The 21,651-nt window shown below is 36.2% G+C and carries 19 protein-coding genes, 3 other RNA genes and 1 riboswitch; of the genes, 18 read left to right on the plus strand and 4 right to left on the minus strand.

The window, feature by feature from the left end; genetic code table 11:
• The first annotated feature begins 34 nt into the window (after window positions 1-34).
• The 9 genes from rnpB (at window position 35) to pbuX (ending at window position 9,342) form a co-directional block, all read left to right on the plus strand.
• Window positions 35-426: RNase P RNA component class B (gene rnpB / locus DPQ31_RS07905), an RNA gene on the plus strand.
• Between the two features lie 180 nt (window positions 427-606).
• Window positions 607-1,746, plus strand: coding sequence for a THUMP domain-containing class I SAM-dependent RNA methyltransferase (locus DPQ31_RS07910; RefSeq protein ID WP_000521231.1), 1,140 nt, complete (start codon window positions 607-609; stop codon window positions 1,744-1,746).
• 61 nt (window positions 1,747-1,807) lie between these two features.
• The gene (locus tag DPQ31_RS07915) at window positions 1,808-1,990 is read left to right on the plus strand and encodes a DUF3921 domain-containing protein (protein WP_000376898.1); all 183 of its coding nucleotides are present in this window, start codon (window positions 1,808-1,810) and stop codon (window positions 1,988-1,990) included.
• Between the two features lie 138 nt (window positions 1,991-2,128).
• A complete protein-coding gene (locus tag DPQ31_RS07920; protein ID WP_000493722.1) occupies window positions 2,129-4,066 on the plus strand; it encodes an ATP-dependent DNA helicase in 1,938 nt (645 codons plus the stop codon).
• 101 nt (window positions 4,067-4,167) lie between these two features.
• Complete coding sequence (gene ypwA, locus DPQ31_RS07925; RefSeq protein WP_097957077.1) at window positions 4,168-5,685, plus strand: carboxypeptidase; 1,518 nt, start codon at window positions 4,168-4,170, stop codon at window positions 5,683-5,685.
• Window positions 5,686-5,731: 46 nt separating this feature from the next.
• Window positions 5,732-6,205 carry a GNAT family N-acetyltransferase gene (locus tag DPQ31_RS07930; RefSeq protein ID WP_208731744.1) on the plus strand — a complete coding sequence of 158 codons (474 nt, stop codon included), beginning with the start codon at window positions 5,732-5,734 and terminating at the stop codon, window positions 6,203-6,205.
• Between the two features lie 145 nt (window positions 6,206-6,350).
• On the plus strand, window positions 6,351-7,097 hold the full coding sequence (locus DPQ31_RS07935) for a type I methionyl aminopeptidase (protein ID WP_000628452.1): 747 nt from the start codon (window positions 6,351-6,353) through the stop codon (window positions 7,095-7,097).
• Window positions 7,098-7,213: 116 nt separating this feature from the next.
• Window positions 7,214-7,315: riboswitch (purine riboswitch) on the plus strand.
• Between the two features lie 107 nt (window positions 7,316-7,422).
• Window positions 7,423-8,016 (plus strand): xanthine phosphoribosyltransferase, encoded by a 594-nt coding sequence (locus DPQ31_RS07940; protein ID WP_000866497.1) that lies wholly within the window; start codon window positions 7,423-7,425, stop codon window positions 8,014-8,016.
• 3 nt (window positions 8,017-8,019) lie between these two features.
• On the plus strand, window positions 8,020-9,342 hold the full coding sequence (gene pbuX, locus DPQ31_RS07945; RefSeq protein WP_000809217.1) for a xanthine permease PbuX: 1,323 nt from the start codon (window positions 8,020-8,022) through the stop codon (window positions 9,340-9,342).
• A 15-nt stretch (window positions 9,343-9,357) separates the two neighbouring features.
• Here the strand turns inward: pbuX and DPQ31_RS07950 are convergent, their stop codons facing one another.
• Window positions 9,358-10,521 (minus strand): DUF418 domain-containing protein, encoded by a 1,164-nt coding sequence (locus DPQ31_RS07950; protein ID WP_208731745.1) that lies wholly within the window; start codon window positions 10,519-10,521, stop codon window positions 9,358-9,360.
• A 553-nt stretch (window positions 10,522-11,074) separates the two neighbouring features.
• On the opposite strand from DPQ31_RS07950, the gene DPQ31_RS07955 reads away from it, so the two are divergent.
• Entirely contained in the window at window positions 11,075-14,734 is a 3,660-nt protein-coding gene (locus DPQ31_RS07955) for a dynamin family protein (protein ID WP_208731746.1), read from the plus strand.
• A 3-nt stretch (window positions 14,735-14,737) separates the two neighbouring features.
• On the opposite strand, the gene DPQ31_RS07960 is transcribed toward DPQ31_RS07955, so the two are convergent.
• Window positions 14,738-14,992 carry a DUF3931 domain-containing protein gene (locus DPQ31_RS07960; protein WP_000369740.1) on the minus strand — a complete coding sequence of 85 codons (255 nt, stop codon included), beginning with the start codon at window positions 14,990-14,992 and terminating at the stop codon, window positions 14,738-14,740.
• Window positions 14,993-15,064: 72 nt separating this feature from the next.
• On the opposite strand from DPQ31_RS07960, the gene DPQ31_RS07965 reads away from it, so the two are divergent.
• From DPQ31_RS07965 to ssrS (DPQ31_RS07985), 5 genes are all read left to right on the plus strand, one after another.
• The gene (locus DPQ31_RS07965) at window positions 15,065-15,523 is read left to right on the plus strand and encodes a GNAT family N-acetyltransferase (RefSeq protein ID WP_000011414.1); all 459 of its coding nucleotides are present in this window, start codon (window positions 15,065-15,067) and stop codon (window positions 15,521-15,523) included.
• A 30-nt stretch (window positions 15,524-15,553) separates the two neighbouring features.
• Complete coding sequence (locus tag DPQ31_RS07970) at window positions 15,554-15,826, plus strand: DUF2533 family protein (RefSeq protein WP_208731747.1); 273 nt, start codon at window positions 15,554-15,556, stop codon at window positions 15,824-15,826.
• A 2-nt stretch (window positions 15,827-15,828) separates the two neighbouring features.
• Window positions 15,829-16,662 (plus strand): sulfurtransferase, encoded by an 834-nt coding sequence (locus tag DPQ31_RS07975; RefSeq protein WP_000637579.1) that lies wholly within the window; start codon window positions 15,829-15,831, stop codon window positions 16,660-16,662.
• Between the two features lie 116 nt (window positions 16,663-16,778).
• Window positions 16,779-16,961, plus strand: a non-coding RNA gene (gene ssrS / locus DPQ31_RS07980) — 6S RNA.
• Window positions 16,962-16,982: 21 nt separating this feature from the next.
• Window positions 16,983-17,166: non-coding RNA, 6S RNA (ssrS, locus tag DPQ31_RS07985), on the plus strand.
• A 54-nt stretch (window positions 17,167-17,220) separates the two neighbouring features.
• Here the strand turns inward: ssrS (DPQ31_RS07985) and DPQ31_RS07990 are convergent.
• Complete coding sequence (locus DPQ31_RS07990) at window positions 17,221-17,670, minus strand: hypothetical protein (RefSeq protein WP_001235522.1); 450 nt, start codon at window positions 17,668-17,670, stop codon at window positions 17,221-17,223.
• Between the two features lie 148 nt (window positions 17,671-17,818).
• Complete coding sequence (locus tag DPQ31_RS07995) at window positions 17,819-18,949, minus strand: RNA-guided endonuclease InsQ/TnpB family protein (RefSeq protein ID WP_208731748.1); 1,131 nt, start codon at window positions 18,947-18,949, stop codon at window positions 17,819-17,821.
• A 753-nt stretch (window positions 18,950-19,702) separates the two neighbouring features.
• On the opposite strand from DPQ31_RS07995, the gene DPQ31_RS08000 reads away from it, so the two are divergent.
• Genes DPQ31_RS08000 through DPQ31_RS08010 form a run of 3 tightly spaced genes read left to right on the plus strand, consistent with a single transcriptional unit; the run spans window position 19,703 to window position 21,636 of the window.
• Window positions 19,703-20,014 carry a hypothetical protein gene (locus DPQ31_RS08000; RefSeq protein WP_000169030.1) on the plus strand — a complete coding sequence of 104 codons (312 nt, stop codon included), beginning with the start codon at window positions 19,703-19,705 and terminating at the stop codon, window positions 20,012-20,014.
• Between the two features lie 3 nt (window positions 20,015-20,017).
• A complete protein-coding gene (locus tag DPQ31_RS08005; protein ID WP_000084943.1) occupies window positions 20,018-21,253 on the plus strand; it encodes a glutathionylspermidine synthase family protein in 1,236 nt (411 codons plus the stop codon).
• The gene (locus DPQ31_RS08010; RefSeq protein WP_000606849.1) at window positions 21,250-21,636 is read left to right on the plus strand and encodes a DUF350 domain-containing protein; all 387 of its coding nucleotides are present in this window, start codon (window positions 21,250-21,252) and stop codon (window positions 21,634-21,636) included. The genes DPQ31_RS08005 and DPQ31_RS08010 overlap by 4 nt, the downstream gene beginning before the upstream one ends.
• The last annotated feature ends 15 nt before the right edge of the window (window positions 21,637-21,651 follow it).

Consider the following 21,651-nt stretch of genomic DNA (forward strand, 5'->3'; position numbering starts at 1 on the left):
TCTTTTTGTTTCCACTATACTAATGGATGTCATAACGTTTGGGCAATCGCTGCAACGCCAACGTTGTAGAGGAAAGTCCATGCTCGCACGGCCTGAGATGGCTGTAGTGTTCGTGCCTAGCCAATTCATAAGCTAGGGTATTCTGGCTGTAAGGCTGGTTTAACGGCAGGGAAAAAACCTAAGTCCTTTTGGATATGGTTTGACTACCTTTAAAGTGCCACAGTGACGAAGTCCTTGAAGAAATGATAGGAGTGGAACGAGGTAAACCCCACGAGCGAGAAACCCAAATAATGGTAGGGGAATCTTTTCCAAGGAAATGAACGACGGAAAAGGACAGGTTTTTATAACCTGTAGATAGATGATTGCTACCGGAGTACGAGGCGTGGGCCGTTTGCAGTACAAAGGAACAGAACATGGCTTACAGAACGTTATGAACCAACTATGAAATAACTCAGCTCTCCTTTGTTAGAGGAGGGCTTTTTATTTGTATGAAGTTATAAATTATGAGTTACAATGGTTAATGAGAAAAATTTTCGTAAAATGTAATGATTAATAGGACAAATTGCTATTAATTATTGTTTGAATATACATAAGAGGTGAATGCAAATGGGAAAAGTTACTTTAATTGCAACAGCGGCAATGGGTATTGAAGCGTTAGTTGCCCGAGAAGTTCGCGATCTTGGTTATGAATGTCAAGTAGAAAACAGCAAAGTAACATTTGAAGCAGATGAAAAGGCGATTTGTCGCACGAATTTATGGTTACGTACTGCGGACCGTGTGAAAATTAAAGTTGGCGAATTTAAAGCAACAACATTTGATGAGCTATTTGAAAAAACGAAAGCATTAAACTGGGGAGATTATATTCCAGAGAACGGAGAATTCCCTGTTATCGGTAAATCTCTAAAATCTGAGTTATTCAGTGTTTCGGATTGCCAACGTATCGTTAAAAAAGCTGTCGTTGAAAAATTAAAAACAACATATAAACGTACAACTTGGTTTGAAGAAGATGGTCCATTATTCCGTATTGAGATTGCAATGTTGAAAGACATTGCAACATTAACAATTGATGCGAGTGGTGTTGGACTTCATAAACGTGGGTACCGCATGGATCAAGGGGAAGCTCCTTTAAAAGAAACATTAGCTGCGTCTTTAATTAAATTAACGAACTGGAAGCCAGATCGTCCTTTCGTGGATCCTTTCTGTGGATCTGGAACAATTCCGATTGAAGCTGCATTAATTGGACAAAATATCGCACCAGGATTTAACCGAGGCTTTGCATCGGATGAATGGGGCTGGGTTGGGAAACAAAATTGGCGCGAAGCTCGTCAAGAAGCTGAAGATTTAGCAAATTATAATCAACCATTACAAATCATTGGATCTGATATTGACCATCGTATGATTCGAGTTGCACAAGAAAACGCAGAAGAAGTAGGTTTAGGTGATTTAATCACATTTAAACAAATGCAAGTAAAAGATTTTACAACAAAAGAGGATTATGGCTACGTCGTAACGAATCCTCCATACGGAGAACGTTTAAGTGAAAAAGCACTCGTTGAACAACTGTATAAAGAAATGGGACAAGTATTCCGCCCATTAGATACGTGGTCAGCGTATGTATTAACAAGTTACGAAGCATTTGAGAAGTGTTACGGAAAAGATGCATCGAAGAAACGTAAACTATTTAACGGATTTATCCGTACAGATTACTACCAATACTTCGGAAAACGTCCACCGCGTAATTCATAGTATAAAACTCCTCCAGCACGCATATACTGGCTATTATGTAATGCGTAAAGGAGGCAGTGATATGGATAGTTTTCAATTATCGATGATTCAAAAAGCTATTCACCGTACGTATGATGAGCTCGGAAAAGAAGTGGATAGTCAAGGCGTAATTGTAGATGAAATACAAAAAGCGCAAGAAGAATATTTATCAGCTCTTTCACATGAAACAGCGATTGATAAACGGTATTTAAAGTCATTAATATAGAAGAAAATTTTCCTTTTTCGAAAGGAAAATTTTTTTTCGTGTATTTCTAAGTATTGCAACAGGGGAAAGTGGCTGCACACATATGAGTAGCAGTTACTATATCGTTTTATAGAAAAACTTTTTGGTTGGAGGCTAAGGATGTTTACTGAGAAGAGATTACCATTTGAAGTAGGAAAACAAGATAATTTTTATGATAAGTTGAATGAGTGGATTGGAGATGTATTTTACGACATCCTTCCGGAAAAAGGCTTTGAAGAGCGTGATGAACAAATCTTTATGGCGTTTCAATTAGAGCGTGCTTTCCAAGAGAAAAAAGTTATGTTCGCAGAAGCGGGTGTAGGAACAGGGAAAACGATTGTATACCTTTTATATGCAATTTGTTATGCGCGTTATACAGGAAAACCTGCTATTATCGCTTGTGCAGATGAGACATTAATTGAGCAGCTTGTGAAAGAAGAAGGGGATATTGCTAAGTTATCAGAAGCATTAGGACTATCTGTTGACGTAAGACTTGCGAAATCGATGGATAACTATTTATGTTTACGTAAACTTGAAGATGTTATGAGTGGACGAGCTCCAGAAGTAATTGAAGACGTATATTATGAATTACCACAGTTTGTATTTGATCATGGTACGATGCAAAACTTTACTCACTATGGTGACAGAAAAGAATTTCCACTTTTAAATGATGAGGAATGGTCAAAAGTAAACTGGGATTACTTCCAAGATTGCTTCACTTGTGATTCACGTCATCGTTGTGGACAAACTCTTTCTCGTGAACATTATCGTAAAGCGGCAGATTTAATCATTTGTTCTCAAGATTTTTATATGGATCATATTTGGACGTACGATGCTCGTAAACGTGAAGGGCAAATTCCGTTATTACCTGAAAGTAGCTGCGTTGTATTCGATGAAGGACATCTTGTAGAATATGCAGCTCAAAAAGCTTTAACGTACCGTTTAAAGCAAACGATGATGGAGCAGCTTTTAACGAGATTGTTACAGAACGATATTCGTGAAGAGTTTGCACATTTAGTAGAAGAAACAATTTGGCAAACAGAGCGATTCTTTGATGTGTTACAAGAGAATAAAAAGGAAATTGAAGGTTCTGATCGTTTAGAAATTACTGTGACAGAAAAAGTAACCGCAGAAGCGAAAAGACTTTATGCAAAAATCGGTGAAGTCGGTGATGCACTAGTATTTGAGAGTGAAATGCATACAGTAAACACATACGATTTAAATATCGTTGATGAACATTTAGATGTGTTAGAACATTCACTTCGTCTTTTCATGCATGAGAAAAATGTAATTACGTGGGGTGAAGAAGGTGATGGTGCCTTCACGTTAGTTATTATGCCGCGTGCAGTTGAAGAAGTGTTACAAGAAAAAGTATTCTCGAAGAAAATTCCATACATTTTCTCTTCTGCGACATTATCGGACAACGATTCGTTCGCATTTACTGCAAATAGCCTAGGGGTAAAAGATTACTTATCATTCTCAGTTGCCTCACCGTTTAATTATGAAGAGCAAATGGCAGTAAACTTACTATCGCATACGAAAGAAAATGAATGGGAAAGAAAGTGTCAATATACACTTGAAAATATACAGAAAACGAATGGACGTACGCTTGTATTATTCCGTACAACGCAAGAACTTGCAGCGTTCAAAGAATATGTAAGTAAAGAGCAAATGTCAGTTCCGTTCTTATATGAAGGAGATCAAGAAATTAGTCAGCTCGTTTCTCGTTTCCAAAATGAAGAAGAGACTGTACTTTGTGCCGTTCATTTATGGGAAGGTTTAGATATTCCGGGTTCATCATTATCACATGTAATAATTTGGTCATTACCATTCCCTCCAAACGATCCTGTGTTTGAAGCGAAACGTAAGCACGTAAATAATCCATTCTGGGATGTAGATGTGCCATATATGATTTTACGCCTTCGTCAAGGGATTGGACGTTTAATTCGTACGAGCGACGATAAAGGTGCTATATCAATCTTCCTATCAGATACGGAAGATGAAAAAGTGATAGAAGCAGTGAAAAAAGTACTTCCGGTAGAAGGTAAAGAATTATAAGGAAAAGCTTGGCGCTTGCCAAGCTTTTTTTCTATTATAAAAGGAATTTATGTTTTCGTGTCGAAATAAGTTTGAGGTAGAAAAAGGAGGTCTTTTATACGATGACAGTTGCTACATATGAAGTAGAAAAACAATTTTTAACATATGTGAAGAAGATAGAAAATTACGGAGAAGCATTAAGCTTAATGTTTTGGGATTTAAGAACGGGTGCACCAAAAAAAGGTGTGGATCAGCGTTCAGAAGTCATAGGGATGCTTTCGTCAGAAGTGTTTGCTATGTCGACTTCAGATGAGATGGGGAACTACTTAACTGAGCTTGAAGCTTTAATATCTGAAGATAAACTTTCTGAAACGACGAAGAAAATGGTTGAAGAGTGTCGTAAAGAATATGATAGAAATAAGAAAATTCCACAAGCTGAATACGAAGCGTATGTGAAATTAGAAGCGAAAGCGGAAAGTGTGTGGGAAGAAGCGCGCGAAAAATCTGATTTCGAAATGTTCCGTCCGTATTTAGAAAAAATTGTTGAATTCAAAAAGAAATTTATTACATATTGGGGTTACGAAACATATAAATATAATACATTATTAGACATGTATGAGCCTGGTATTACAGTAGAAGTGTTAGATCACGTATTTGGTCAACTTCGTGAGCGTATCGTGCCGCTTGTAAAAGAAATCTCAGAGGCTAAAAAGGGATTAAAAACAAGTGCTTTATCGGAACACTTTTCGAAAGAAAAACAAAAGAACTTTACATTAGAGCTATTAAAGCAATTGAATTATGACTTTGAAGCAGGGCGTCTTGATGAAACGGTACATCCTTTCGAAATTACATTAAATAGAGGGGATGTTCGTATTACAACACGCTATGATGAGAAAGATTTCCGTATGGCTGTGTTTGGAACAATTCATGAATGTGGTCATGCTGTATATGAACAAAATATTGCAGAAAAATTTGAGGGTACACCGCTATGTAGTGGAACATCTATGGGTATTCATGAATCGCAATCATTATTCTTTGAAAACTTTATCGGTCGTAATAAATCATTCTGGAAGAAAAATTATGATTTATTAAAAGAGTATAGTGATGGTCAATTTAACGATATATCAGTCGATGAGTTTTATGATGCTATTAACGAATCGAAGCCTTCATTCATTCGTATAGAAGCAGATGAGCTTACATATCCGCTTCATGTTATGGTTCGTTATGAGCTTGAGAAAGAATTATTTGATGGTACACTACAAGTGAAGGACTTACCAACGGCTTGGAATGATAAGATGGAAGCATATTTAGGAATTCGTCCAGAAAATGATGCACAAGGTGTATTACAAGATGTTCACTGGGCTGGTGGCTCATTTGGATACTTCCCATCTTATGCGCTTGGTTACATGTATGCAGCGCAATTTCAGCAAAGAATGCTAAAAGATATTCCAAACTTTGATGCATTATTAGAAGAAGGTAACGTGACGCCAATTCGTGAGTGGTTAACAGAAAACATTCATCAATATGGCAAAACGAAAAAGCCACTTGAAATTTTAGAAGATGTAACAGGTGAAGGGCTAAATGCAAACTACTTAGCTGATTATTTAGAAGCGAAGTATAGAGAGATTTACGAGTTATAAAAAAGAGCTGCTTAATTGCAGCTCTTTTTTTAAAGGAGATGGGAGAATGGATTATACATTTACAGTAATGAACCAAAAGGAAGCAGAGGAAATTGCATACAACTGGCATTATGAAGGGAAATATTCCTTTTATGATATAGAGGCAGATCAAGAAGATTTAGCAGAGTTTTTAAGTACGGAAATGAGAGGGGAAGATACGTTTGCTGTGAAGGAAAATGGTACTCTCATTGGTTACTTGAGTTTTTCTAAAATGAATAATCAAACGGTTGATATAGGACTTGGAATGAGACCTGATATAGCTGGCAATGGATTAGGGTTAAAGTTCGTGAAGGCTGGACTAGATTTTAGTGAAGAAAAATACGGCTGCAACTATATAACACTATCAGTAGCGACATTTAATGAGAGAGCGATTAAAGTATATAAAAGGGCAGGATTTGAAGCGGTTGGAACGTTTATCCAGGAGACGAACGGTAGTTGTTTTGAGTTTTTGAAAATGAATTATATATGTAAAAATGACTAAAAAACAGAGGGGATCTTCTGTTTTTTTATTTTGATGCAGATATATATGATACATGTTTTGCACTTGTTGTAATTGGAATTTTTGCTAGAGGGCGTGTATGATTGAACTTTAGTAGCAAATAGCAAGCTTAGCAAGGAGAGGTAGAATGATTACAATTAAAACGAAAAGTGAAATAGATTTGATGCATGAATCTGGGAAATTACTTGCTTCATGTCATAGAGAAATTGGAAAAATGATAAAACCAGGAATAACAACACAAGAAATTGAGACGTTTGTTGAAGTGTATTTAGAAAAGCATGGTGCAACATCTGAGCAGAAAGGTTATAACGGGTATCCATATGCGATATGTGCGTCTGTAAACGATGAAATGTGTCATGGGTTTCCGGCCGATGTTCCTTTAAGTGAGGGAGATGTTGTCACAATTGATATGGTAGTAAACTTAAATGGTGCGCTATCAGATTCTGCATGGACATATATAGTAGGGGATGTTTCTGACGAAGCAAAAAGGTTATTGCTAGTGGCTGAGAGTGCTTTATATAAAGGAATTGATCAGGCGATAATCGGTAATCATGTAGGGGATATTGGTTTTGCAATTGAAAGTTATGCAAATGCTGAAGGTTTTTCTGTTGCAAGAGATTTTACGGGGCATGGGATTGGTAAAGAGATTCATGAAGAACCAGCAATTTTTCATTTTGGTAAACCGGGACAAGGACCTAAGCTGCAAGAAGGCATGGTAATTACAATTGAGCCGATTGTAAATGTAGGTATGCGCTATTCTAAAGTTGATTTAAATGGATGGACTGCAAGAACGATGGATGGGAAATTATCTGCTCAATACGAGCATACAATTGCGATTACAAAAGATGGGCCAGTCATTTTAACGAAGTTGTAATAGAGAATGTAAGAGTTTGCAAAAATCGAACGAAAATAGTGTTTTTATAAAATTTGTACGTGTTTTATTAATAAATACTTTTCAAAGTGTAAAAATTGCGTTATAATCCTTCTATAAAATAAATAGTTAGCTACACTCATATAATCGCGGGGATATGGCCTGCAAGTTTCTACCGAAGTACCGTAAATACTTTGACTATGAGTGAGGACGAATATATTTGCTTGTTAAGCATTCTTTTTTGCGAAACTCCAAAAGCACGTCTCTCACTTGTAACGAGTGGTGGCGGCTTTTGGAGTTTTTTTATTGCATAAGAGGAGGAACAAACATGAAAGTATTACAAGAAAAGATTTTGAACGAAGGAAAGGTTTTATCTGGTGACGTATTAAAGGTAGATGCATTTTTAAATCACCAAATTGATCCGGTACTTATGCAAGAGATTGGAAAAGAATTTGCTAAACGTTTTAAAGAAGGGAACATTACAAAAATCGTGACGATTGAATCTTCTGGCATTGCACCAGCGGTTATGGCTGCATTAGAGCTTGGTGTAAAAGTAATTTTTGCAAGAAAACGTAAATCGTTAACGTTACAAGATAATATGTATGTTGCAAACGTATATTCATTTACAAAACAAGAAACAAATGAAATTTCCCTATCTCGCACTCATATTGATGGAAATGATCGTGTATTAATCATTGATGACTTTTTAGCAAACGGTCAGGCTGCTTTAGGTTTAATGAGTTTAGTAGAGCAAGCTGGAGCAAGCATTGCGGGAATTGGAATTGTTATTGAAAAAGCATTTCAAGATGGAGGAAAGAAGCTTCGTGAACAAGGCGTTCGTGTTGAGTCACTAGCAGAAATTGCATCACTTGATAACGGCACAGTTACATTTGTACAGCAAGAAACTGCGGAGGTGAAATAAGCGATGAAGCAACATCCATTTAAAATCGCATCGCTAGGTATGCAGCATATGCTTGCTATGTATGCCGGTGCAATTATCGTTCCACTTATTGTGGGAGGCGGACTTGGCTTAAATCAAAAAGAGTTAACATATTTAGTCTCAATTGATTTATTAATGTGCGGCGTTGCAACAATTTTACAAGCATTATCAAATCGCTTTTTCGGTATTGGACTTCCAGTTGTACTAGGCTGTACATTTACAGCGGTTGGGCCGATGATTGCAATTGGGAAACAATACGGCGTGTCTTCTATTTATGGAGCAATTATTGCTGCCGGTTTGTTTGTTGTTATTTTTGCGAAATTATTTGGAAAGCTTGTAAAATTATTTCCCCCTGTCGTAACAGGGTCTGTTGTTACTGTAATTGGAGTTACACTTGTTCCAGCAGCGATTAATGATATGGCTGGCGGAGTAGGAAGCAAAGACTTCGGAAGTCTTGAAAACTTAGCGTTAGCATTTGGCGTATTATTATTTATCATCATTATGTATCGTTTCTTTGATGGATTTATCCGTTCTATTTCTATTTTATTAGGTCTTTTGTTCGGTACAATCGTTGCAGCGTTTATGGGGAAAGTAAGCTTGCAAGCTGTTGGAGAAGCAGATTGGTTCCACGGAATTCAGCCGTTTTACTTCGGTACACCGACATTTGAATTAACGCCAATTATTACGATGATTCTCGTTGCTTGTGTAGGGATTGTAGAAGCAACAGGTGTATATTTTGCGTTATCTGATATTTGTAATAAAAAGATCGGTGAAAAAGAATTAACAAAAGGCTATCGCGCAGAAGGGTTAGCGATGGTGTTAGGTGGTATTTTTAACGCATTTCCATATACAACTTACTCTCAAAACGTAGGACTTGTTCAATTAACAGGAGTAAGAAATCGCGTTATTATTTATACTTGTGGTGGTATGTTAATCGTTCTAGGGTTCATTCCAAAAATCGCAGCTATTACAACAATCATTCCGAAATCAGTACTGGGTGGTGCGATGTTAGCGATGTTCGGTATGGTTATGGCATATGGTATTAAAATGTTAAGTAGCGTTGATTTTGGAAAGCAAGAAAACTTATTAATTGTTGCATGCTCTGTCGGAATTGGGCTTGGGGTTACAGTCGTTCCTACATTATTCTCACAACTTCCAGAAAATATTCGTATTTTAACAGATAACGGAATTGTGCTAGGAAGTGCATCAGCAGTACTTTTAAATATTGTATTTAATATGGTGCCGCAGCGAAAAGGGAAAGTAAAAGAAGAGCCCGTTTCGATGCAAAATGCAGTAAGAGAAGCATAGAAAAGCAAGGTCTCATTATGAGACCTTGCTTTTCTTTTTAAGTGGCATCATTTTCCCATACGTACCAAGCCGCCAAATGTACTCAAGTGGCCCGTATTGATAATGTGAAAGCCACCAGCGGCTAATAAAGATTTGTAACGTATAAAAACTGATGCAAAATAGAGGTCCTATCCATAATGGAGCAAGATAATCGTTTTTGAACAATAGTCCGAATACAAGTAATGTAACAATTGTATGTGAGATGTAATTTGTTAACGCCATTCGTCCAACGTATTGGAATGGGCGTAATAATGTTTGCCATTTTTCTTTTTGTAATAAACGCATTAGCGTGAAAATATAGAAGATGAATAATGTTTTTCCACTGAACATTGTAAAGGCCTGCATATAAATTGGTTCATAAAATGGTTTTGATAAGAAGTAACGGACCATGAAGAACCACATTGGTAATGTTAAGATGAACGTAATAATTTGCCATTTTTTAAGTTTTGTATCTAACTCTTTCGTGCGGCGGAAAATATCCTTTTTACCGGCGTATAAACCAAGTAAAAATAGCCCAACTGTTTCTGGGAGCATTGTAATATTTAATACTATTCCATCAGCATAAAATGCATGGAAACGATTTTGTATTTGTGACACCCAGTCTTCAAGTGGCATGACTGGTAAGGAGAATCCAAGTTCAGCCTTTGACATTAAGGCAACACTAATACTAGCAATTAGTATAAGAAATTGAAAAATACTTAATAAAGCAATTGCCCATATTAAAATGGTACGAGGTTCCCTCTTATAAAATAAAAATAAGAAAAATCCAGCGATTGCATAAGTATGTAAAATGTCTCCATCCCATAAAAGCACATAATGTAAGAAACCAAATAATAATAAAATAAGTAAGCGACGAACAAATAAAGTTTTTGGTCGATCTGTTTTCACTTCAGCACGAGTCATAAAAATATAAAAGCCTAGTCCGAATAAAAACGAAAAGATAGTATAAAACTTTGTTTGAATAAACATATCGTAAATTAGACGGATATAACTATCTAGTCCCTCATAAACTCCTGAAAGATCACGTGAGTCAATTCCAGCAATAATAGGCCAGTTAACAAGAAAAATACCTAGTACAGCTATTCCCCTAATGATATCAATTGAGTGTATCCTCTCGCCTTGCGTGAGATTTTGTGTCATTATTTTCCTCCTTAATAAGTAATTCCCTTTTATTATACAAAATGTAAGGGGGAGGGGATAGAGGGGATTTCCAATTTTTAAAACTGTTAAGATGTGTATTATGAGATATAATAAGAGTGCACAGCAAGTTTTAAACTTCTTTAAAACAGGCAGTAAAGCTCCTTTTCCCGAAGGAGCTTTCTTTTTTAGAAATTTGTTGATAATGATTCTCTTTAATGATAAAATGTATTCAAAAGTGATAATCATTATCAAAAAAAGGTTGGTGCGCGAGTATGGTATATGCATTAGTAGCAGGTACAGTCGCTGTATATGCAGTTATTGCGAAATATGTTTTAAATGGAGTAGGAACAGCAAAATGAATAAAATGACATAAAATCCCTTTCATTTGTAAAAAGAATGAAAGGGATTTTTTATTTTTAATGAGAATATGCTGAAAATTTAGTATGATAGTAAAGTGAAACTGTAATCAATGGGGAGATGCATCTCTCACTGATTAAGAGCTCGCAAATAGCGGGAAAAAGTATATACATCTTGGATAAAGGGGAACAAGGGGATGACAAACATAGTACAGACAAACGGTATGAAAAAACTTGTTTGTTTTTATGAAGAGTGGCAAAAACACGGCGATGCAGAGAATAGCTTAAAGTTGTTTGAAGTGATTCAAAAATATAAACAAGAGCAGCTTATGATAGCATTCTGCGGCCACTTTTCGGCAGGGAAATCAACGATGATGAATCATCTATATAAAGCGCAGTTGTTACCAACAAGTCCGATTCCGACAAGCGCTAACGTCGTCAAAATTGAAAAGGGATTAGATCGTGTTGTTGTAACGGTCAAATCTGGAGAACAGTACGAATATGACGGTGCATATTCAGCAGAAGAATTAAAACAGATTTGTAAAGATGGCGATGAGGTAATTGGTGTTCATATTTATCGAAATGATGCGCCAATTCCTGAGGGAGTTATGTTAGTTGATACACCAGGAATTGATTCGACAGATGATGCCCATCAACTAGCGACAGAATCGACACTTCATCTAGCAGACGTAATTTTTTATATGATGGATTATAATCACGTCCAATCGGAAGTGAATTTGCAATTTGTTAAAGAATTGAAACAACGTAATAAAACGGTTTATCTCGTTGTAAATCAAATAGATAAACATAAAGAAAATGAATTATCATTTGAGGATTATAAAGATAGTGTGAAACAATCGTTCTCTAACTGGGATATTGAAGTAGATGGAGTTTATTATACGTCATTACGAATGATGAACCATCAACATAATGAAATTGGAAGTTTAGAAACATTAATTACTTCTATTATGAAAGAAAAAGAGCAGTATGTAAGAGAGGGAATGGAGCGAGAAACAGAATATTTAATGGGAGAACATTTCTCGTTTATTGTTTCTGAAAATGAAAAAGCTCTTTTGACATATGAGGAAGAGTTAGCATCACCGCTTTCGATTTCAGAAATAGTTGAAAAGAAAGAAGAGCTAACGGAAACTAAACATCGCGAGGCTAGTAAAGAATCTCATGTGAGAAACGAATTTATAAAAGGTTTACAAGCTATATTAGATAACGCGTATTTAATGCCATTTGAAATGAGAGAATTGGCAAATGCATATTTAGAAACGAAATTAACAAAGTTTAAAGTTGGTTTGCTATTTGCGAAAGGAAAGACGGAGCAAGAAAAACAAAGACGTGTAGAGGCGTTTTATTCTGCCCTTCAAAAGACTGTTGAAACGCAACTTGATTTTCATGTGAAAGAATTTATTGTAGCCTTCTTAAAAGAAGAAGGATTGTTCACGGAGGAAATTGGGAAAGACATATATGCTTTAGAAATTGCTTTTGGACCAGAAATGTTAGCTGAAGTCATTAAACAAGGTGCAGGTTTCACAGGTGATTACTTACTTCTTTATACAGCGGATGTAGCGAATGAACTGAAGAAACGTTATTTTACAAAAGCACAGCAAATTTTTGATAAAAGTGCAGTCGTTTTAAAGCAAAAAGTGAAGGAAGCAGTTGCTCGTATGGAAGAAGAGATTGAAAAATATACGATGTTGCAAACGGCAAAAGAGACGGAATTACAATACAGTAACAATTTAGAGACATATGAAAGTTATTTACAAAATGTTTGGCACGAGCGTGTTGCTACACCAGATGGATTGCAAATAGAGGAGATATTGCAACGTGAAAAACAAATTGTTAGTGAGAAATTCACACTACAAGAGCAGGAAATTGTAAATGATAATGTAGCGGCTCATGAAGAAGAGATAAAAGGAACGGCAGCTTTAAATATTCAGCGTATATTAGAGAAAGTGAAGAAAGCTGAAATGATATTAGAGCCATTGCCAGCGCTGAAACATGTACAGCAAGAGGTGATAGAAAAAAGGCGTCGTGTGGAAACGAAACAATTTACAGTAGCGTTATTCGGAGCTTTTAGTGCTGGGAAATCATCATTTGCCAATGCCTTACTTGGTGAGAAGGTACTTCCTGTATCACCAAATCCGACGACGGCAACGATTAATCAAATTTTGCCGGTTACAGAGGAAAAACCACACGGAACAGTATTGGTTCAATTCAAATCAAAGCAAGCTCTATTAGAAGATATGAAAGCTGTTTATAAGCTGTTTCATTATGAGATTACTACGTTAGATGAGGCGTTAGCACAAATTGATAAAGTTATGAAATATCCTTCACCGACTGGGAAGCAAAAAACAACATTTAGCTTTTTACGAGCGGTACAAAAAGGGTATGATGCAGTTTCTACTTATTTAGGAGAACAAGTACAAGTCACATTAGAAGAGTTCTCTGATTATGTAGCGAATGAAGAAAAATCATGCTTCGTTGAGTATATGGAGCTTTATTATGATTGTGCTTTAACAAGGCAGGGAGTAGCGCTTGTAGACACACCTGGAGCGGATTCTATTAATGCTCGCCATACTGATGTTGCATTCCAGTATATTAAAAACGCAGATGCTATTTTATTTGTAACATATTATAACCATGTATTCTCTCGTGCTGATCGTGAATTTTTAATTCAGCTTGGTCGTGTAAAGGATACTTTTGCTCTTGATAAAATGTTCTTCTTAATTAATGCGGCGGATTTAGCAGAGTCTGAAGAAGAACTTGAAATGGTAAAAGGTTATATCGCAGATCAGCTACTGCAATACGGTATTAGAAATCCGCGTTTATTTGCAATTTCAAGTTTATGTGCGCTTGAAGAGAAACAAGGAAAGAATGTTAAAAAAGAGAAGTATGGTATTTTACAAAACTCTGGAATTACTAAGTTTGAGGAATCATTTACGTCCTTTATGATGAGAGATTTAATGCTTGTTTCTGTGCATGCTCTATATGGTGCGTTGAAAGGGGCAGATCAGCTTTTAGTAAACATGATAAATGGTGCAAAGCAGGGGAATGAAGAGAAAGAGAAGCAAACGAAAAAATATGAAGCAGAGCGTGATCAACTACTTCATATCATTTCATCATATAGTGTACTTGCTGAAGAACAGGCGATGCAAAATGAAGTGAAAGAGTTGCTTTATTACGTGCAACAGCGTCTATTCCTACGTTATAACGATGTGTTTACTGAATTTATTAATCCGGCGTCACTTCGAACGGATGGAAATGTGAAAACACAATTGCAACAGTGTGTTATGGAATTAGTAGCATTTATTCAGCATGATTTATTACAAGAAATGCGTGCGACATCATTACGTCTTGAAAAATGGATAGACGAAGCGATGAAGCGTGCAAAGGACGAAATTGTAGTGAACTGTAAAGTAGAAAATCAATCAATTTCTATGAATGGAACAGTGGAGTATGAATATAAAGATATTACGCATAAAGAACCGTTCCCTTCAGTTGAAATAAAAGATTTCAAAAAAGCACTGGCACATTTTAAAAATGAGAAAAGCTTTTTTGAAAAGAATGACAAAGCTTTTATGCAAGAAGACGCTAAATCTGTATTAGAACCGCTTGTATCAAACTATGTAGCCGATGAAAAAGATTTATTTGTTCATCATTATAAGCAAGAATGGGATATGAAGTGGAACTTATTCCAAAAAGTGATGCAACAAGATGTGATGAACTATTATGAAAGTATATTGTTTGCATTGGCTGAAACGATCGATGTATTTCTATATGAACAAAGTAAAGAACAATTGCACAAGCAGTTAGTAGAGATTGAAAAAGAAATTTATGTTATATAGTCGTTATGAGAAAAAGATTCGTTCAATTTTCTTTTGCAGTACAGTATCTAAAGATTTGACAAATCCAGCAAATTCATCGGTAGAAATCATATGAGTAAGAACGAGTCGTCTGCCATCTGGTGTTTCACCGCATAAGACGAATGAAGAAAATTCGTATGTTTTATTTTCAACTACTAATTTTGGATAGGAATACGTGTCGCTTTTCTTCTTCTTTCCATCAATAGAGATGACGTTGCATTTTTTCTCATTGTTGTCCATGGTGAATCCCTCCTTTCTATTATTTATGGTAGACAAGGAGGGTTTAGAACAATAGAGATGGGGGGATTTTTTATGTCTTTTGTAATAGAACGTATTTTAAAAGAGGCTATACCGAAGTCTTTATTGCTACTTGCTGATCCAAGTGAACGGCAAATAGCTATATATGTACAAAGAGGGTTAACATACGTAGCAAAGCAAGGGGGCAGCGTCATCGGTGTGTATGTTCTTTTGGAAACAAGGCCGAAGACGATGGAAATCATGAATATTGCGGTTGCAGAGCATTTGCAAGGAAAAGGGATTGGGAAGAAGCTATTAAGGCATGCCGTAGAAACTGCTAAAGGATATGGTATGTCAAAACTTGAAATTGGTACAGGCAATTCTAGTGTTTCACAACTTGCTTTATATCAAAAATGTGGATTTCGTATTTTTTCTATTGATTTTGATTACTTTTCGAAGCATTATGAAGAAGAGATTATTGAAAATGGCATTGTATGCCGTGATATGATTCGGCTTGCAATGGAATTGAATTAGAACGTATAACTTATTTAGGGGGAAGAGAAGATGGAAGTACATAAAGCAATTACAGCACATTCTCGTAAACAAAATGAAAGTGTAAAAGCATGTTTACAATTAGATGCGCGGCGTGAAGCAGCTATTGAAGCAGCCGTATCTCTTGCGTCAAATGGGAAAGAATTTTCGGTTGATGTCATTAATGTTGTAACAAAGCAAATTAATGATCTTGCAAAAAATGGTGTTACCTTACAGCGTAAATATGTTACAGAAGAAATGGTTATGGAGTATGTAAGTCGTTTACAAGAGAAAGAAGGTCGTTAAAGATGATAGTTACAGTCGAATGGTTACGTGAGCATATAGAAGATGAGAACGTCCGTGTAATCGATTGTCGTTTTGATTTAGCGAATCCTAATTGGGGTAGAGAAAAGTATGAAGAAGAACATATTCCTCATGCGTTATATTTTGATTTGAATTTAGATTTATCAAGTCCTATAGCAGAACATGGTGGCCGCCATCCGTTGCCAAGCATTGAAGAGTTTGCGGACAAGCTTTCGGAGGTTGGTATTGATGAACATACGACAGTAATTGCGTATGACAGTCAAGCTGGTGCAAATGCTGCTCGTTTATGGTGGTTATGTAACTATGTAGGACATGAGAAAGTATATATATTAGATGGTGGTTTCCCGGTTTGGAAAGAGAATGGACTACTGACAACAACGGAAATTCCTGTTGTTATACGAAAAACATTCAAAACAAACATACAAGATCATATGCTTGTATCGATGGAAACAGTAAGAGAGAATATCCAGGCAGGTGCAGATGTTACGTTAATTGATTCAAGAGAGCCGAAACGTTATGCTGGTGTAGAGGAGCTTGTCGATTATAAAGCAGGACATATTCCGACAGCAGCAAACTATTTTTGGAAGGATGGAATGTTGCAATCAGGACAATTTAAGAATGAAGCTGAGCAACAAGAACGATTCCAAAATCTGTCGAAAGATAAGGAAACCATTGTATATTGTGGTTCTGGTGTTACGGCATGTCCAAATATCATTGCGTTAAAATTGGCTGGATTCCAAAATGTTAAATTGTATGCAGGTAGCTGGAGTGATTGGATTTCTTATCCAGAAAATCAAATTGCAAAAGAAGAAGATTAATCACTTGCATGCAAAAATAATTTGTATTAAAATAAGGTCACAAGCAAGAGATTTCTCGAAAAACTTTGTATTTTACACATTGGAAACAATGTGATAATATAACGACAAGTAAATAATACATCCTGCGGTGTACGTAACTTATTTATGTCTAAAACCGATGTTAGTTATACGGAAGCTCAATATTTAGCGACCATCATCAAGCCTTCCTTGTGGAGGAAGATGTACGGTAACTGTGAGGGCATCCACCTGCGAGTAGCGGGTTTTTGGACATTTACGAGGAGCGGCACGTGCGGGGGTCTTATTTCAACTAACCTTATATAAAATTCCTACGGTGTACGTAGCTTATGCATGTCTTAAACCAATAAGTTTAATATGGAAGTTCAATATTTAAATGTAGCTAACATGCCATCTTTTTAAGAAGGAAGTTACAAACATTTGTGAGAGCATCCACCTGTGAGAGCAGGTTTATGGACATCTAGAGAGAACGGCATATGTGGGGCTATATAAAAACCTTACGTTTTATACGTAAGGTTTTTTTGTTGCATAGATATATCAATATTATCTTGATTCACCTGTGAAGTTTCCGTAATAAATGTAGCACTTTCTGTCTTCATCAATCTCTCTTGAATCCAAGGAGAATTCCATAGACATGCCGTCTCGCTGAATATATATAATATCTGAATGAAGAGATGGTAAAATTTCTTCGTAGTTCCATACATCTTGACTATCTACTAAGCTTGAACTCGTTTCACTTAGTTCTCTAATTTCAAAACCGATGTGGGAGTATGTAGGGTCTGAAGGGTCATTGGCGAAAACTTCTTTTTGAATATAAATAACTGCTGTTCCGTCTGGATCAACCGAAGTTGCAGTAACAACATAAGTATTTTTCTCTTTAATAAAATATTCACAAGTCATGCGTGCGATAATTTCAGAATTAGAAATATTGGCGTAGTTCCATAAAGCAGGATACCCTTTCGTTTCATCATTAAGTCGATATTCTAAGCGCATTTTATCCGATACGATAAACTTAACTAAATCTATATAATTCAATCAAATTTACACAAGTTAGTGCTTCATCGTGTTCTCGCAACCCCGAAGGGACGAGGGGTATAACACTCCACACGAGGCAGTATCGTTACCTCCTATTATCAAGCATTTATTTTACCCATCTTGATAAATTTATCGAAGCATTTACATCCCTACCGTGATGGCTATTGCATGGAACACAACGCCACTCACGAATCTTTAAACTCCACTGTCCTTCTGGTTGAACTGAATGGTCGTATTTAACTCCGCAACATGAGCAAATCTTGCTTGAAGCGAACCATTTATCAGCTTTTACATACTCAATGCCATACTTCTCGCACTTGTATGACAAACATTGAAAGAAGAAGTTTAATTTTTGAAAGGAAAGTGCCTTCGATAGTTTTTTGTTTTTTAACAGGTTTGAGATAGATAAGTCTTCCACAACAATCCTCATTGGTTTGGTTTTCACCAATGTAGCTGTTGCTTGATGGATATGGTTATTTCGGATATTCGTAATTTTCCTAGATAACCGCAGGTGCTCAGCTTTCGCTTTTTCATATCCGGCAGACTGAATTTTTACACCATTTTTAAATCTCCTAGACATATCTCTTTGTGCTGACTTTTTCCTTTTCAAAAGTTTTTTAACCTTAGCATCTTTGTTTATATTTCGTTCTTTCATACCATTAGAAGCTACAAAAAGCTCTTTTAAATCAATATCCACACCAATCGACTCATGGGTTAGTTCTTGGAATTCAAAGGATTCTTCAAACCCTACACTAATCCACCAGTGACGACCATCAAAGGTAACTCTTGGATTTGATGTTTTTTTGTTCCTTGGTAGTTGTTGGCTTGTTTTCACTTCTCCAATAGACTGAATATGAACTACTTTTTTTCCTATAACCAGTCTTTCATAATTGGCATAAAATCCCTGGGTTAAATCTTTTTTAGATTTATAAGAAGTGTGAAAACCATTTTTGTACTTTTTGAACGAATTTTTCCTCACCGTATCAAAATCTTTTGAAGCCTGTTTAGGAACTTGTGCATTGATGTCATTTAACCACTCATATCTCTTTCGCTTCTTGATCTTTGTAAATCGTTTCTGTAAAGCTAACTGTGAAACAGATTTTCCAAATAGCTTATAGTATCTATCACTCATTCTTTTACAATAGTTATAAGCGAATCTTGCAGCGCCAGCATGGTTTCTAAGCACTTTTTCTTGTTCAGGCGTTGGAATTAGTCTGACTTTCTTCGCCAATATCATCAGAAGCCTACTCCTTTACTGTGCGATTATTCGGACACTCACCTTTTAGATAATGAAAGATGGATTCCTCTGAATAGTAGCGTGTTCCACCAGCATTCTCGTAAGACTACTCGGATGCAAACCTGTTAATTCTGATACTTGACTAACTCGTAAAAATTTCATTATTATTCTTACCTCATTGAACCTACAATAGTACGTATGTTCGGTATATTCAATGAGGTTTGATAGATTTAATTAAATTTATCTCGTTCAACTAAGGGCGCAATTCCTTAGCCAGTTCTCTTATGAACTTCTCATGTTTTCACATGAGCGCAGACTATATGTTTATCTCTTTAGAGATAGAGGATTTTTCCAGCACCATAGGCTTGTGATGTACTCTCGTCAGTTATACGAGATAGTCGTTGAACGTTCATCTTATCACTTTTGACTTAGATGATTCGAGGCGGAAGACCCATTGTTCTAATGTTTAGGATTTAACCTTGCATCATCTGATTGATTTTTTCTGCTTTCGCGACATTCACGCTCGCTATTTCTAGCCACGTTGTAGTTCAATCAGCTTTAGGGATTGCCCGCAGTTAACCCTCACTACTAGCCAATCACTTGACTAGCAGGGCTTACTGATATATTTAATTAACATTGATTATAATCGGTTAAATAAATCGTAACAGTTAGTTACCCTCTTCTTCCTTTTTCTTCTACTTTATCATGCCATCCTATATAATAGGAATAGAATTTAAAAAGGGGAGTGCGAAGGTGACAAAAACGAAATGGCTAGTAGGTGGTGTCGTAACGTCTTTAATGACTGGCACTTTATTTGGTTGCGCACAAGATCTTCCCCCAAAACCGAATGATAATAGTTGTTCTGATTGGGATTGGGATGATGAACTTGGGGTATGGCAGTGTGATGATAGTAGTTCAGGTTATCGTGGGCATTATTTCTATGGTGGGCGATACTATCAAAATAAATCCACTTTTAAAAATTCATCGGCGTTTAAATCGTATCAATCGTCTGCTGAATTTAAAGGTGGAATTGGAAGCGGTTCAAAGGGAGGATTTGGAGGCTAAAATATGTCGCAATACATAAGGGATCGAAAAGAATTTTATTTAAAATATCCGAATTTTTGGTCGGATTTATATGAATGTGAATATAGTTTGTTTCATGTTTTTTCTATAACAAATCAGACTTTGGAACAATTACACTTAGCGACTGAACGAATGGGTAAAATATTTTTTAAGACTGCTAGACTTTTGCGAAATTTAAGTGACGAACAGCTTCTTGAGCTTGGTTTTCCTCCTGCGAGCTTATCATTCATTAGAATGATAGGATTATATCCTGAATCTGTTATTTCACGATTTGATTTCGTTATAACGGTTGATAACCAAATTAAAATGCTTGAGTTTAATAGTGATACACCAACTTTTATTATGGAATGCTTTCAAATGAATGGAAAAGTTTGTGAAAACCTAGGTTATGATGATCCAAACTCGGATCAAGAACGATTACTATCTTCTGGTGTTACGAAAGCTGTAATGGAAGCGACAAAGGGATTAGACAATCCAAATGTTGTTTTTACAGCACATCATGAACATATTGAGGATTGGAATACGACTATGTATTTAAGTCAGTTATGCCATGTTGAAAATAAAGTAGTGCCAATGTCAGAACTTAGAATTACGAAAGATGCTCTAGTTGATAAAGATGGGGCGAAGATTGATGTTTTATATCGCCAAACGTATCCGATAGAAGATTTAATTGAGGATCAAGATCCTGAAACAGGAGATTTGGTAGGTGTGGAACTGCTGCAACTTGTAAAAGACGGAAATCTCTTTATTATAAATCCTTTGTCTGCCTTTTTACTTCAGCCAAAATCAATTCAGTGTCTTATTTGGGGATTAGCAGAAGAAGGGGCTTTTTATACAAATGAGGAACAACAGTGGGTTAAAGAATATATGCTACCTACATATTTAGAACCAGATTTATTTTTAGGAAAAGGTTCTTTCGTTCAAAAACCTTCGTTTGGTAGGGAAGGTGACACAATTACAATTCGCGATAAAGACACGAATATTATGATTCGAAATGCACATGAAACATATAAAACGTCATTGCCGATATTTCAAAAGTATATAGAGCTTCCAGTTGTATGTTTGGAAACTGAAAAAGGAGTGGAGAAACTATCGTATGTGTTTGGGGCGTTTTTAATCGCTGGAAAAGCGAGCAGTATCGGTATACGTGCTGGGGAAAAGATTACAGGAAATGAATCTTATTATTTACCAGTAGGTATTAAGAAGGGGGAAAATAAATGATTAATTTTTTACTATATTTAGCAGTATCACTCGCACTTTTATGTATAGGTTTGTTCCTTATGGAAGTGACAACGAAAGTGAAAGAATTTAAGTTAATGGCTCAGGGTAACAAAGCGGTCAGTTATGTACTTGGAGGAAGGGTACTCGGGCTAGCTATCGTTTTATATTCAACGGCCGCTAATTCCATTTCACTTTTGGATATGGTTTCGTGGGGAGCGGTTGGTATTTTGGCCCAAATTATTGTTTATTATTTAGCTGAGTGGCTTACACCACGCTTTAATATAAATAAAAGCCTTGAAGAAGATAATCAAGCAGTCGGCCTGTTTCTTATGTTTTTATCACTTTCAATTGGTATTGTAATTGCTGGTTGTGTAACTTACTAAAAACTTACGTTTTAT

The organism is Bacillus sp. COPE52 (genome assembly GCF_003355115.1).
Lineage (GTDB): Bacteria > Bacillota > Bacilli > Bacillales > Bacillaceae_G > Bacillus_A > Bacillus_A toyonensis.